Origin of the sequence: Streptomyces sp. NBC_01089 (genome assembly GCF_045162975.1) — a bacterium.
Taxonomy (GTDB): Bacteria; Actinomycetota; Actinomycetes; order Streptomycetales; family Streptomycetaceae; genus Streptomyces.
In genome coordinates, this window is the sequence record NZ_CP108660.1 from 7,404,922 (window position 1) to 7,419,898 (window position 14,977).

At 71.5% G+C, this 14,977-nt stretch carries 9 protein-coding genes; 8 read left to right on the forward strand and 1 reads right to left on the reverse strand.

Annotated elements, in window-relative coordinates:
- The first annotated feature begins 50 nt into the window (after nt 1-50).
- The 4 genes from OG510_RS33295 to meaB all read left to right on the forward strand — a co-directional run bounded on the left by OG510_RS33295 (nt 51) and on the right by meaB (nt 9,092).
- Nucleotides 51-3,839, forward strand: coding sequence for a S8 family serine peptidase (locus OG510_RS33295; protein ID WP_406141693.1), 3,789 nt, complete (start codon nt 51-53; stop codon nt 3,837-3,839).
- Nucleotides 3,840-3,990: 151 nt separating this feature from the next.
- A complete protein-coding gene (locus tag OG510_RS33300) occupies nt 3,991-5,892 on the forward strand; it encodes a methylmalonyl-CoA mutase family protein (protein WP_406141695.1) in 1,902 nt (633 codons plus the stop codon).
- A complete protein-coding gene (scpA, locus tag OG510_RS33305; protein WP_406141697.1) occupies nt 5,892-8,093 on the forward strand; it encodes a methylmalonyl-CoA mutase in 2,202 nt (733 codons plus the stop codon). The genes OG510_RS33300 and scpA overlap by 1 nt, the downstream gene beginning before the upstream one ends.
- A gap of 3 nt (nt 8,094-8,096) precedes the next feature.
- Nucleotides 8,097-9,092, forward strand: a complete 996-nt coding sequence (meaB, locus tag OG510_RS33310; protein WP_406141699.1) for a methylmalonyl Co-A mutase-associated GTPase MeaB — start codon at nt 8,097-8,099, stop codon at nt 9,090-9,092.
- Between the two features lie 44 nt (nt 9,093-9,136).
- On the opposite strand, the gene OG510_RS33315 is transcribed toward meaB, so the two are convergent.
- Nucleotides 9,137-10,534: a hypothetical protein gene (locus OG510_RS33315; protein WP_406141700.1), complete on the reverse strand. Its 1,398-nt coding sequence runs from the start codon at nt 10,532-10,534 to the stop codon at nt 9,137-9,139.
- A gap of 195 nt (nt 10,535-10,729) precedes the next feature.
- On the opposite strand from OG510_RS33315, the gene OG510_RS33320 reads away from it, so the two are divergent.
- The 4 genes from OG510_RS33320 (at nt 10,730) to OG510_RS33335 (ending at nt 14,946) form a co-directional block, all read left to right on the forward strand.
- Nucleotides 10,730-12,046 (forward strand): molybdopterin-dependent oxidoreductase, encoded by a 1,317-nt coding sequence (locus tag OG510_RS33320; RefSeq protein WP_406141702.1) that lies wholly within the window; start codon nt 10,730-10,732, stop codon nt 12,044-12,046.
- Nucleotides 12,046-12,531, forward strand: coding sequence for a hypothetical protein (locus OG510_RS33325; protein ID WP_406141703.1), 486 nt, complete (start codon nt 12,046-12,048; stop codon nt 12,529-12,531). Before OG510_RS33320 ends, OG510_RS33325 begins: the two co-directional genes overlap by 1 nt.
- A 9-nt stretch (nt 12,532-12,540) precedes the next feature.
- The gene (locus OG510_RS33330) at nt 12,541-13,677 is read left to right on the forward strand and encodes a slipin family protein (RefSeq protein WP_406141704.1); all 1,137 of its coding nucleotides are present in this window, start codon (nt 12,541-12,543) and stop codon (nt 13,675-13,677) included.
- 150 nt (nt 13,678-13,827) lie between these two features.
- Entirely contained in the window at nt 13,828-14,946 is a 1,119-nt protein-coding gene (locus OG510_RS33335) for an IS701 family transposase (protein ID WP_406141706.1), read from the forward strand.
- Nucleotides 14,947-14,977: the final 31 nt, after the last annotated feature.

Consider the following 14,977-nt stretch of genomic DNA (forward strand, 5'->3'; position numbering starts at 1 on the left):
GCAGCGCCCGGGCCCCCTCGTCAGCCCGGGCCCCCGGAGAGAGGGGCACCATGACCAGAGCACCTGCGTGGCGAAGAGCCAGATGGCTCTCCGCCGGACTCGCGCTCGTACTGCTCCCGGCAGGCCAGGCACTCGCGGCGACCGGAACGGGCAGGACCTCCGCGCCGTCGCCTGCCGCGCCGTCCCGTACCGCGCCGTCCACCACCGCCCAGGCGACGCAGACCGTCACACTCATCACCGGTGACCGTGTCACCGTCACCGGCCTCGGCGGCGGCCACAGCACCGTCTCCGTCGAGCGCCCGAAGGGTGCGAGCGGCGCCGTCCGCACCCAGACGTCCAACGGGCGGATCACCGTGCTGCCCGACGAGGCTCTGCCCTATCTCCGCTCGGGCGTCCTCGACAAGCGGCTCTTCGACGTCACCGGCCTCATCGAGCAGGGCCTCGGCACCGGCAGCAAGGCCGCGGACAGTAAGGCCAAGACCAAGACCAAGACCAAGACCAAGGGCGCGACCGCGACCGGCCAGGCCGACGGGCTGCCGTTGATCGTCACGTACGGCAAGGGCGTCCGCAGCGCCGCACCGCACGGCGCCACGACCGTCAGGTCCCTGCCGAGTGTGGACGGCGCCGCGGTGCGGGCCGCCTCGCCCGGCACCTTCTGGAAGTCGCTCACCGACTCCCGTACCCGGCAGGCCGGTTCCTTCGCCGACGGGGTGGGGAAGGTCTGGCTCGACGGCCGGGTCAAGGCCGACATGGCCGAGAGCAACGCACAGATCGGCACCCCCGCCGCCTGGCAGGCCGGGCTTACCGGCAAGGGCGTCAAGGTCGCCGTCCTGGACACCGGGGTGGACGCCGACCACCCCGACCTCAAGAACCGGATCAGCGACTCCAAGTCCTTCATCGCCGGTGAGGACACCACCGACCGCAACGGCCACGGCACCCACACCACTTCCACCGTGGGCGGCAGCGGGGCCGCGTCCGACGGCAAGGAGAAGGGCGTCGCCCCGGACGCCGACCTGGCCGTCGGCAAGGTCCTCTCCGACGAGGGCTCCGGCACCGACTCCGAGATCATCGCGGGCATGGAGTGGGCCGCCAAGGACATCCACGCCAAGATCATCAGCATGAGCCTGGGATCCCAGGAGGCCAGCGACGGCACCGATCCCATGGCCGCGGCGGTCAACACCCTCTCCAAGGACACCGGGGCGCTGTTCGTGGTCGCCGCGGGCAACACAGGCGCCCCCACCTCCATCGGCTCGCCCGGCGCGGCCGACTCGGCGCTCACCATCGGCGCGGTGGACTCCGCCGACCAGCCCGCCTACTTCACCAGCCAGGGACCGCGGCTCGGCGACAACGCCCTCAAGCCCGACCTGTCGGCGCCCGGCGTGGACATCCTCGCCGCGCGCTCGCAGTACGTCGACGGCAGCGGCCCGTACCAGACCATGAGCGGTACGTCGATGGCCACCCCGCACGTCGCGGGCGTCGCCGCGCTGCTCGCCCAGAAGCACCCGGACTGGACCGGGCAGCAGCTCAAGGACGCGCTGATGTCGACGTCCAGGACGCTGCCCGAACCGGTGTACACGCTGGGCGCCGGCCGGGTCGACGTCCCCGCCGCCACCACCGCGAGCATCACCGCGACCGGCAGCGCCGACCTCGGCTTCTACTCCTGGCCGTACGAGGACGACAAGCCGGTCACCCGCACCGTGACGTACGCCAACTCCTCCGACGCGCCGGTGACTCTGGCGCTCGCCGCCGACGGAGCCGCCGACGGCGTCGTCAAGCTCGCCGACACGAGCCTGACCGTGCCCGCGCACTCCACAGCGCAGACCACCGTCACCGGCGACGGCGCCAAGGCGCCCGTCGGCAACACCTCGGGGCAGATCACCGCGAGCACCGGCGGCAAGGTCGTCGCACACACCGCCTTCGGCCTGGTCAAGGAGGAGGAGCGGTACACGCTCACCGTCCATGTGAAGGACCGGGACGGCGCGCCGACCGCCGCCGACCTCGCCGTACAGGAACTGGCCAAGGGGACCGACCCGTACAACGCGGCCGTCGGCGACTCCGGCACCCTCACCCTGCGGCTGAAGCCCGGCACCTACTCGGTGGCGTCCTTCCTCGACGTACGCGGCGCCAAGGGCAAGGACTCCCTCGGCCTCGGCTTCCTCACCGATCCGCAGATCGTCGTCGACCGCGACCGTGAGATCACCCTCGACGGACGCCGGCTGCACCAGATCAAGGCCCAGGTCCCCCAGCGCACCGAGACCCGGCAGCTGCTCATGGAGTTCGACCGCAAGGCGAACGGCGCCGACTTCGGCGGAGCGGTGCAGGTGCCGCTCACCTACGACAGCATCTTCGCCGCACCCACCAAGAAGGTCACCGACGGGACCTTCGAGTACCGCACGGTCTGGCGCCTCGGCAAGCCCCTGCTCGAAGCCGTCGCGGACGGCAAGCGGCTCGGCGACACCGTCGTACAGGCCGGGTCCACCCTCACCGAAGGCCGCCACCGGGCCGGCGTCGCCGACCTCGGGACCGGCACGGCCGCCGACTACCAGGGCAAGAACGTCCGCGGCAAGGCCGTCCTGGTACACGCCACGGCCGACGTGACTCCGCAGCAGCTCACCGCCGCCGCGCAGCAGGCCGGAGCGGTGTCGCTCTTCGTCACCGACGACACGCCGGGGCGGCTGAGCGCCTGGTTCGGCGCGGACGACGGGTCGGACACCCCGCTCCAGGTGGCCTCCGTGAACGCGGCGGACGGCGCGCTGCTGGCCGCCACCGCACGCCGCCACGGCACGGTGGAGCTCACCGGCACCCGCTACACGCCCTACGTCTACGACCTGTCCGACGGCCACCCGGGGGCGGTCCCGGCGAACCTGACCTACCGGCCGGACAAGAAGGACCTCGCCACCCTGGACACCACGTTCCACGCCGCCAAGCCCGTCGACGGCGGCGAGTTCCGCTACTCGATCACCGGTACCTTCCCCATCGGCTTCGGATTCGCGGAGAGCACGCACTACCCGGCCCGGCGCACCGACTACGTCAGCACCGGCACGGGCCAGACCTGGATGCAGTCCGTCACCGCCGGCCCGACCTCCCTGGAGGAGCGCAGCGGCCTGGTCACCTACAAGGGCGGCAGCCGCAGCGCACTGGACTGGTTCAAGCCCGTGCTGCACCCGTGGCTGGGCACCGGACTCGGCTGGGGCCAGCAGCGCACCGGAAACGACCTCCAGTTCAACACCCCGGGCTGGGGCGACTCAGGGCCCGACCACACCGGATTCGGCGATGTCTGGAGCGACGACTCCATGACCCAGACCACCGACGTGTACGCGAACGGGGTCCAGGTCGACCACAAGACCAGCTCGGGCGCGTACGCCTGGGACGCCGACCCGGCCGAGACCACGTACAAGGTGGTCACCGACACCACACGCGACCCGGCCACCTGGGTGCTGTCCACGAAGGGCCACTCCGAGTGGACCTTCAGGTCGGCCGAGACCCCGGCGGACCACGCCACCTATCTGCCGCTGCTGAACCTGGGCTTCGACGTGGCCACCGACATCGCCGGTGACGTCCGCGCCGGGCGGAACCTGCCCGTCGGAATCAGCGCCGAGTACGTCAAGGGCGCCTCGGACACCGGGCGGATCAAGTCCGGTTCTTTGGAGGTCTCCTACGACGACGGCAAGACCTGGCAGTCCGTCGGGCTCAGCGCGGTCCACGGTGACTCCGCCGCCTGGAAGGGCACACTGCGGGTGCCCAAGGACGCCGGGTACATCTCGCTGCGCGCCTCGGCCACCGACAACCGGGGCGGCTCGGTCGAACAGGAGATCATCCGGGCAGTGGGCGTGAAGTAGCAGAAGGAGCACATCACCGGACAGCCCCTGGCGGTCCGGACGCGAGCCCGGTGCGGCGCATGCCGTACCGGGCTCCCGTACGGTCGAGAGAGTCCAAGGTCACAGTGGTTCTCTCAAGTGCACACCTGGCCCCCTCGCCTAGCATCTGAGCATGACGGTCCTGCCCGACAACGGGTTCCCCCTGGCCGCCGGATTCCCGCATGCGACCCATGAGCAGTGGCAGCGCCTTGTGGAAGGTGTGCTGCGCAAATCGGGTAAGGATGTCTCGGGTACGGCGGCGGAAGCAGCGCTCTCCACCGAACTGGACGACGGTCTGGTCGTCCAGCCGCTCTACACCGCGCCGGACGACGGCGGCCCCGCCGCCGCGCCGACCGGGCCGGACGGACTCCCCGGGTTCGCGCCCTTCACCCGCGGCAGTACCCCGGGCGGCCGGGTGGCCGGCGGCTGGGACGTACGCCAGCGGCACAGCAGGCCCGACGCGGCCCGCACCAACGAGGCCGTGCTCGCGGATCTGGAGAACGGCGTCTCCTCCGTATGGCTCACCGTCGGCGACGCCGGTGTCCCGGTGACCGGGATCGCCGCGGCCCTCGAAGGCGTCCACCTCGACCTGGCACCCGTCGTCATCGACGCGGGCGCCGAATCGGACGCCGCCGCACGGGAATTGCTGCGGCTCATCGACGAGCGCGGTATCGCCCCCGAGAATGCGCTCGGTACCCTCGGCGCCGACCCGCTGGGCCACGCGGCCCGTACCGGCGCGCACGACACCGTGGCCGGGCACACCGCGCAGGCCGTGGCGCTGGCACAGCTGTGCCAGGAGAAGTACCCCCAGCTGCGGGCCCTCGTCGTGGACGCGCTGCCGTACCACTCGGCGGGCGGGTCGGCGGCCCAGGAGCTGGGCTGCTCGCTCGCCACCGGGGTCGCGTATCTGCGCGCACTCACCGCGGCCGGACTCGATGTCGCCGCGGCCTGCGGACAGCTGGAATTCCGCTACGCGGCCACCGCCGACCAGTTCCTGACGATCGCGAAGCTGCGCGCGGCGCGCCGGCTGTGGGCCCGGGTGGCCGAGGCGAGCGGCGCACCGGGCGCCGGGGCGCAGCACCAGCACGCGGTGACCTCACCGGTGATGATGGCGCGGCGCGACCCGTGGGTGAACATGCTCCGTACGACGGTCGCCTGTCTGGCGGCGGGTACGGGCGGCGCGGACGCGGTGACGGTGCTGCCCTTCGACCACACCCTGGGGCTGCCGGACGACTTCGCCCGCCGTATCGCCCGTAACACGTCGACCATTCTGGTCGAGGAGTCCCATCTGGCGCGGGTGATCGACCCCGCGGGCGGCTCCTGGTACGTGGAACGCCTCACCGACGAACTGGCGCAGGCGGCCTGGGAGTGGTTCCAGGAGATCGAGCGCGAGGGCGGCCAGGAGCAGGCCCTGCGCTCCGGGCTGGTCCCCGGCCGGATCGCGGCCACCTGGGAGCGGCGCAGCGAGAAGCTGGCAGGCCGGCGCGAACCGGTCACAGGTGTCAGCGAGTTCCCGCAGCTCGTCGAGCGCGCCGTCGTCAGGGACCCCGCGCCCGCGGCTCCCGGCGGCGGCCTCCCGGTGGTCCACCGCGACGACGCCTTCGAAGCGCTGCGGGCCCGCTCGGACGCCCATCTGGCGGCGACCGGCGCGCGTCCCCGGGTGTTCCTCGCCGTACTCGGCCCGGCCGCCGCGCACACCGCGCGGGCCGGCTTCGCCGCCAACCTGTTCCAGGCGGGCGGCATCGAACCGGTGCAGGGCCCGGTGCCCGGCACCCCCGACGGAGCCGCGGCGGCGTTCGCCGACTCGGACACCACCCTGGCCTGTATCTGTTCCAGCGACGCCGTCTACGCCGAACAGGCATCCGGCACCGCTACCGCGCTGAAGGCCGCAGGCGCGCGGCAGGTGTTCCTCGCCGGCCGCCCCGGCGACCTGCGGGACACGTATCTGGCCTCCGGTGTGGACGAGTTCGTCTTCGCCGGGGGAGACGTGGTGGCTGTGCTGACCTCCGTCCTCGACCGTATGGGAGTGGCGTAATGCAGATCCCGGACTTCACCGAGATCGACCTGGGGCCCGGTGCGTCCGCCGGTGCCACCGACGAGCAGTGGCGCGCGGCCGTGAAGGAGTCCACCGGCCACAGCGTCGACGAGCTGGTCTGGCAGACCCCCGAGGGCATCCCCGTCAAACCGCTGTACACCGGCCAGGACACCGAGGGGCTCGACTTCCTCGGCACCTACCCGGGGATCGCGCCGTACCTCCGCGGCCCCTACCCGACGATGTACGTCAACCAGCCCTGGACCATCAGGCAGTACGCCGGATTCTCCACCGCCGAGGAGTCGAACGCCTTCTACCGCCGCAATCTGGCGGCCGGTCAGAAGGGCCTCTCGGTCGCCTTCGACCTGCCGACGCACCGCGGCTACGACAGCGACCACCCGCGCGTCACCGGCGACGTCGGCATGGCGGGCGTCGCGATCGACTCGATCTACGACATGCGGCAGCTCTTCGACGGCATCCCGCTCGACAAGATGTCGGTCTCCATGACGATGAACGGGGCCGTACTTCCGGTACTCGCGCTCTACATCGTCGCCGCCGAGGAGCAGGGCGTACCGCCGGAGAAGCTGGCCGGGACCATCCAGAACGACATCCTCAAGGAGTTCATGGTCCGCAACACCTACATCTATCCGCCGAAGCCCTCCATGCGGATCATCTCCGACATCTTCGCGTACACCTCGCAGAAGATGCCGCGCTACAACTCCATCTCCATCTCCGGCTACCACATCCAGGAAGCGGGTGCGACGGCCGACCTGGAGCTGGCCTACACGCTGGCCGACGGCGTGGAGTATCTGCGGGCCGGTATCGCCGCCGGGATGGACGTCGACTCCTTCGCGCCCAGGCTCTCCTTCTTCTGGGCGATCGGCATGAACTTCTTCATGGAGATCGCGAAACTGCGCGCGGCCCGGCTGCTCTGGGCCAGGCTGGTCAAGCAGTTCGACCCGCAGAACGCCAAGTCCCTTTCACTGCGCACCCATTCGCAGACCTCGGGCTGGTCGCTCACCGCGCAGGACGTCTTCAACAACGTGACCCGCACCTGCGTCGAGGCGATGGCCGCCACCCAGGGCCACACCCAGTCGCTGCACACCAACGCGCTCGACGAGGCGCTGGCCCTGCCGACCGACTTCTCCGCCCGGATCGCCCGCAACACCCAGCTGCTGCTCCAGCAGGAGTCGGGCACCTGCCGGGTCATCGACCCGTGGGGCGGCAGCGCGTACGTCGAGAAGCTCACCCACGATCTGGCGCAGCGCGCCTGGCAGCACATCGAGGAGGTCGAGGCGGCCGGCGGCATGGCGCAGGCCATCGACGCGGGCATCCCCAAGCTCCGGGTGGAGGAGGCGGCCGCCCGCACCCAGGCGCGGATCGACTCCGGGCGCCAGCCCGTCGTCGGCGTCAACAAGTACCGGGTGGAGACCGACGAGGAGATCGACGTACTCAAGGTCGACAACTCATCGGTGCGCACCCAGCAGGTCGCCAAGCTGAAGCGGCTGCGCGAGGAGCGCGACGAAGCGGCCTGCCAGGAGGCGCTGCGGGCGCTGACCGATGCCGCGGGCCGCGACCCGGGCCCCGGTCTCGACGGCAATCTGCTGGCGCTCGCGGTCGACGCGGCGCGGGCGATGGCCACCGTCGGTGAGATCTCCGACGCCCTGGAGAAGGTCTACGGGCGGCACGCGGGACAGATCCGTACGATCTCCGGTGTGTACAGGACCGAGGCAGGGGAGTCGCCCTCCGTGGAGCGGACGCGTCGTCTGGTGGACTCCTTCGATGAGGCCGAGGGACGCCGTCCGCGCATCCTCGTCGCCAAAATGGGCCAGGACGGCCACGACCGCGGCCAGAAGGTCATCGCCACCGCCTTCGCCGACCTGGGGTTCGACGTGGACGTCGGCCCGCTCTTCCAGACGCCGGGCGAGGTGGCACGGCAGGCGGTCGAGGCCGATGTGCACATCGTCGGTGTCTCCTCGCTCGCCGCGGGGCACCTCACGCTCGTCCCCGCGCTGCGGGAGGAGCTGGCGGCCGAGGGCCGGGAGGACATCATGATCGTCGTCGGCGGCGTCATCCCGCCCGCGGACATCCCGGCCCTGCACGAGGCCGGCGCCGCCGCGGTCTTCCCGCCGGGCACCGTGATCCCGGACGCGGCGTACGACCTGGTGGTCCGGCTCGCCTCCGCACTCGGCCACGAGCTCTGACGGATGGCGCCCCACATCGATCCGGACCGCTACGCCCAGGGCGTCCTCGACGGGTCACGGGCCACCGTCGCCCGGGCCATCACCCTGGTCGAGTCCTCCCGGGCCGACCACCGGGCCCTCGCCCAGCAGCTCCTGACCGCGCTGCTCCCGCACTCAGGGACAGCCCGCAGGATCGGCATCAGCGGGGTGCCGGGCGTCGGGAAGTCCACCTTCATCGACGCCTTCGGCACCATGCTCACGGGCCTGGGCCACCGGGTGGCGGTGCTCGCCGTCGACCCGTCGTCCAGCAGGACCGGCGGCTCCATCCTGGGCGACAAGACCCGGATGGAGCGGCTGGCCGTCGACCCGGCCGCCTTCGTCAGGCCGTCACCGACCGCGGGCACTCTCGGCGGAGTGGCGCGCGCCACCCGGGAGGCCATGGTGGTGGTGGAGGCGGCCGGTTACGACGTCGTCCTGGTGGAGACCGTCGGCGTCGGCCAGTCCGAGACCGCCGTGTCGGACATGGTGGACTCCTTCCTGCTGCTCACCCTGGCCCGCACCGGCGACCAGCTGCAGGGCATCAAGAAGGGCGTCCTGGAGCTGGCCGATGTCATCGCCGTCAACAAGGCGGACGGCCCGCACGAACGCGACGCCCGCTCGGCCGCGCGTGAACTCGCGGGCGCGCTGCGGCTGATGCACCCGGCCGATGCGGCCTGGACCCCGCCGGTGCTCAGCTGCAGCGCCCGCGATTCGGCCGGTCTCGACACCGTGTGGGAACGGCTCGAACAGCACCGCAAGGTCCTGGACGCGTCGGGCGGACTGGCCGCCAAACGGCGTGACCAGCAGGTCGACTGGGCCTGGGCGATGGTGCGCGAAGGGCTGCTGAAGGAGCTGCACGACCACCCGGACGTCAAGCGGCTCACCCCGCTGCTCGAACAGGAGCTGCGCGGCGGGACGTTGACGCCGACTCTCGCTGCCGAGCGCATCCTCGGCGCGTTCCGGGGGACGTCACCGGGCTGAGAGCCGCCGGGCCCGGAGACCGGAGGAGCGGGCGCCGTGGCTGCTCACCAGGTGGTGAGCAGCAGGTGGTTGACGAGCAGGGCGAGGACCGCCTGGAGCGTCAGCCACCGGCGCCGGTCCGCGGCGGGCAGCAGAGCCGCAGCCGGCAGCAGCCAGAGCGCGAAGGGGATCCAGATGCGCTCCGTCTCCGCCTTGCTCATGCCGGAGAGATCAGCGGCGAGCAGCGCCAGCAGGACGGCCAGGACGAGCAGCCCCAGCCGGTCGGCGGCGCTGTCCCTGGCCCCGTACCAGCGGCGCACCGCACCGGGGAGCGCGGCCCCCGCCCGCCGCAGTCCGGCGACGGACGCGAGCCCCGTGATGACCACGGCGCAGGCGAGATTGCCCCAGACCCAGTAACTCTGCGGCCGGTCGCCCCCGACGCCCTGGTAGTAGCGCTGCACCAACAGCCCGTACGCCTCCCACCAGTTGAAGCCCGCGAGTGTGAACACGAGCGCGACCAGCGCCGCACCGGCCAGCGCGGGCGCCAGCGGCCGGGCGTTGCGGGCGAGGAGGAGGACCGTGACGGCGGGCAGCACGAAGAGGGTCAGGCCGTACGAGAGGTAGAGCGCCCAGCCGAAGAACAGACCGGACACCAGCGCGACGAGTGCGGGGGCGCGGACCGTACGGGTGGCAGCGAGGGCCAGCAGGGCCACCGCCCAGGCGACGACCGCCGCGAAATAGCCGTCGGCCGATGTGCCGGTCCAGACGGCGGCCGGTGCCAGGACGAGGAAGGGCGCCGCCCGGCGCGCGGTCCGCTCGCCGGTCAGCGCGCGCAGCGCCACCAGCACCGCGACCGCCGCCGACCCGCCGACCGTGATGCACCAGGCACCGGCCCAGCCACCGCCGCCCAGACCGATCCGGTCCAGCCAGACGAAGGTCAGCGTGGCACCCGGCGGGTGACCGGCCACATGCGCGGGCCAGTTGTGCGGGTGCCCGATCAGGATGTGCTCGTTGAAGGTCCGCAGCGTCGGCCCGATGTGCGCGAACCGGTCGATGACACTGAGGTACTCGTTCCGGTTCGTGAGCCGGTTCGCGACGCCCCGCTGCCAGCCGTCGACCAGGGCCAGCGACCAGATCCAGGCCATCGAGGCTCCGCAGACCACCAGCGTCAGCGGCCGCCACGACAGCCGGGCGGCGAGCACCGGCCCGTGGACGATCACCCCGGCCGCGACGGCGAGAGCGGCAGGGGTGCCGGGCCCCGCATGCGGCAGCCAGTACGCCAGCAGCGGCGGCCACGACACGTGCAGGGTGCCGTCGGAGTTCTCGATGACCGTGCCGACGACGGCGGTCGCGGCCACGAGCAGCGCCGCGGCGAGCGCGGCGACACCGTCGAGGCACCGCCGTGGGCGGGTCGCGGGCGCGGGTCCGGCGGGTTTCCTGGCGGGAGGGGCAGGGGCTGTCACAGGCCCACGCTAGGCCGCCGGACGGCGGGAAGAGCCCAGGCGGCACCGTCCGTCACCGAACCGTCAGATCTCTCCGCAGGCCCATTCCGACGTCAGAGTTTCGTCATCGTTTCCGGGCCCCGCAAGGCCCGTGCGCAGGCTTAACGTCGGGGCGCGGGGGTGGACGACCACCGCCGGAACCGACCGGGAAGTGCCATGCGCGCCAAGCAGACCGCCCCGCAGTTCCTCTCGCCCGCCGCACCCGGGTTCTGGCGGAGCCCGTTGCGCGGCCCCTGGCTGACGGCGCTGCTCGGGCTCGTCCTGCTGGCCGGTATCACCGTGCTGGTCGTCACCGGCCTGCTGTCGTACGCCGCGTACAACCCGGACCTCGCCGCGGTCAACGACAAGACCCCGGGCAAGGGGCTGCTCGGCTTCTACCTCTTCGCGTGGCCCACCCGTCCGCACTGGCTCTACCGCCTCACCCAGGGCGTCCATGTGACGCTCGGCGTCGTGCTCGTGCCGGTGCTGCTCGCCAAGCTCTGGTCCGTCGTCCCGAAGCTCTTCGCGCTGCCGCCCATCAGGTCGGTGGCCCATGCGCTGGAGCGGATCTCGCTGCTCCTGCTGGTCGGCGGGGTGCTCTTCGAATTCGCCACCGGACTGCTCAACGTCCAGCTGGACTATCTCTTCCCCGGGTCGTTCTACGCGCTGCACTTCTACGGGGCATGGGTGTTCACCGCCGCCTTCGCCGCGCATGTGGCCCTCCGCTTCCCCGCTGCGGTGCGGGTGCTGCGGGAGCGGGGGCTGCGGGCACCGCTGCGGGAGCCGGCGGCCCGGCGCCAGGAGCGGCCCACCGGCGACACCGAATCCGGCGACGACACCGACTCCGGCCTGATCAGCCCCCGCCCGGCGCCGATGACGCTCTCCCGGCGCGGTCTCCTCGGCCTGGTCGGCGGCGGATCGCTCCTGCTGTTCGCGGTGACCGCGGGCCAGAGCACCGGCGGACCGCTGCGCCGGCTGGCGCTGCTCGCACCGCACGGCGGCGCGGAACCGGGGCGCGGACCGAACGGCTTCCAGATCAACAAGACAGCGGCCCTGGCGGGCATCGGATCCCCGGACACCGGTGACGGCTGGCGCCTCGAGATCCGGGGCCCAGGCGGCTCGGTACGCCTGACACGCGAGGAACTGCTGCGCCTCCCGCAGCACGGCGCGCGCCTTCCCATCGCCTGTGTGGAGGGCTGGTCGACACCGGACCAGAGCTGGCAGGGCGTACGGCTGCGGGACCTGGCCGCCCTGGTCGGCGCGCGGGAGCGGCCACCTGGGGTGCTCGTACGGTCACTCCAGCGGCACGGTTCCTTCCGGCAGGCGGCGCTGCGGGACAACCAGGTGCGCGATCCCCGCTCGCTGCTGGCCCTGCGGGTCAACGGCGCCGATCTCTCGCCCGACCACGGCTACCCGGCGCGGATCATCGTCCCGGCGGCCCCGGGCGTGCTCAACACCAAGTGGGTGGCGTCGCTGACCTTCGGGGAGCTGTGATGAGGCGGTTCGAGCGCTGGTACGGGGCGGGTCCGCTGCAGCTCGTGGTGGTGCTCGGCTCCTTCGCGGTGGCGGGTTACGCGGGGGTGCGGCTGCTGGCGGGCGACTGGCGGGGCGTCGTGGTCTGGTTCGTCGGTGCCGCGCTGGTGCAGGACCTGGTGCTGATTCCGCTCTACTCGCTGGCCGACCGGGCCCTGCGGGCGCTGCCCGGGGTGGCCCGCGGGGGCTGGATCAACACACTCAGGGTGCCCGCGGCCCTGTCCGGTCTGCTGCTGCTCGTCTGGTTCCCGCTGATCCTCGGCCCGCCGGCCCGCTACAGCGCGGCCACGGCGCTGCCCGGCGGGGTGTTCCTGACCAGGTGGCTGCTCATCACAGCGGCTCTCTTCGCGGTCGCGATCGCCTGGCGGGCGACCAGGTCCTTGCGCGGATCGTCGGTTCCGGCGAATGGGGCATATCGTAGGAAACGGAAACGACTCGTGCGCTAGGGGGTCGTCATGGAAGTACTGGTGACAGTGATCGTGGTGATCGTGTGCCTCGCCGCGGTGTACGGAATGTCCGCGGCCCGCGTGGTCAAGCAGTACGAACGCGGTGTGGTGCTGCGGTTCGGCCGGCTGCGTGACGCGGAACGGCTGCCTGGTTTCACCACGGTGATCCCCGGCGTGGACCGGCTGCACAAGGTGAACCTGCAGATCGTGACGATGCCGGTCCCGGCACAGGAGGGCATCACCCGCGACAACGTGACCGTACGGGTCGACGCGGTCGTCTACTTCAAGGTGGTCAACGCGGCCGACGCGGTCATCGCCGTCGAGGACTACCGGTTCGCCGTCTCGCAGATGGCACAGACCTCGCTGCGTTCGATCATCGGCAAGAGCGATCTGGACGACCTGCTGTCCAACCGCGAGAAGCTGAACCAGGGCCTGGAGCTGATGATCGACAGCCCGGCGATCGGCTGGGGCGTCCAGATCGACCGGGTGGAGATCAAGGACGTGTCGCTGCCCGAGACGATGAAACGGTCGATGGCACGGCAGGCAGAGGCGGCCCGGGAGCGGCGGGCCCGGGTCATCAACGCGGACGCCGAGCTCCAGGCGTCGAAGAAACTGGCTCAGGCCGCCGAAGTGATGTCGGAGCACCCGGCCGCACTCCAGCTCCGTCTGCTGCAGACGGTCGCCGAGGTCGCGTCGGAGAAGAACTCCACGCTGGTCCTGCCGTTCCCGGTGGAGCTGCTGCGCTTCCTGGAGCGCGCGCAGAACTTCCAGCAGATGCCAGGGGCGAAGCCCGAGGGCCGGTCCGACGCGGACGGGACCGGCGCCGATACGGAGAAGCCCGGCACCGGGCTGTACGACACGGCGGCCGAAGAGGTGGAGGCCGCGGTGCCCGGACTCTCCGCGGAGGAGATCGAGGCGGCGAAACTGGACCTGTCATCGATCGGGATTCCGCTGCCGGGTCTTGAGGCACTGGAAGAGTCCCGGTCGGCGGAGGCCGAGCCTTCCACGGACACGGACACGGACACGGACACGGACACGGACACGGAAGCAGACGCGGACACACACGCGGACGCGGGCCCCGGCCCGTCCACGGACCCGGACGACGAGCCGCCGGGACCGGACGCGCGGCCCGGTACGGGTACGTGATGGCCCGCTCCGTCACGCCCATGTTGCCGCCGGCTGACGACGACATGGCAAGAACGGGATAGCCGTTGTTCATCCCCCGGTGGTGCTGTGACGATCAACTCGCTCTGACAGCGAAGCGACGTTTGACAGCAACGGGGGAAAGGAAAATCCATGACGGGACGGTCCTCTGCGATCCAGTTCACGGACCAGCTGTTCGGACACCTGAGCCGGGCCGAGCAGCGTCAGTGGGCTCACGCATATGTACGGGGTCTCCTCAGCACACGGGGCAGAAAGTCCATTCCCCGGCTGGCGACCGCCGCGAGTGATTCACCGACCGCGTCACAGGCGCTGCACCAGTTCATCAACGAGAGCCCCTGGGAGTGGGCACCCGTCTGCGACCAGCTCCAGCGATGGGCCGAGGGACGCGTCCAGCCGAACGCCTGGAACATAGGGTCCGTCGTCCTGCCCAAGCGCGGTGACAAGTCGTGCGGGGTGCACCGGAGATTCATCCCGCGGATCGGGCGTACGGTCAACTGCCAGATCGGAGCAGCGGTCCTCATGTCGACCGACGCGGGCGAACTCCCTCTGCGCTGGAGTCTCCTGCTGCCCGAACCGTGGGACCAGGGGCCCCGCCGGGAGCGGGCCCGCGTTCCGCGGACCGTCACGACACCGGCTGAGACTCACCTCATCGAGCTGATCGACATGCTGGTGAAAGGATCCCGGCACGAGCCGGTCCCGGTGGTCATCGCGCTCGACGGCTACCTGGACGCGCGCCGGCTCATCGACGGGATGAACCAGCGCCGGCTCGACTTCGTCCTCGCGATTCCCGACACCTTCCCACTCGCCCCCTTGGCCCCCGCCTCTGCCGGACGGGCTCCCCGTGCCCACAGACCGGTGAGCACGGCCGCCCGGATCCTCGGCGAGCGGCGCACCGAAGCCCGGATTCCCACCGGGCGACCAGGTGCCGTCGACGTCCGCAACAGCCTGGTCCAGCTGCCGGGCACCCCCACGGCCGACCAACCACCGCACGCGTTCCGGCTGTTCGCACCGTCCCCCGCACAACAGGCGGGGGCCGGAGAGCTGTGGCTCACCAACATGGTGCATGAGCCGGTCGAGGTACTCCTGCGTTACACGGACCGGCGTACCGCGTTCGGTGAGACGATCACCCTCCTCGAAAGGGGCTTCGGCCTGCGGGACTTCGAGGGCCGCTCCTTCCCGGGCTGGCACCATCACATGACACTGGTCTCGGCCGCCTTCACCTACAGCCGTCTGGCCGCCCCCGCCGACTAGCAGGGGGGACACGACACGGGGCCCTGGACCA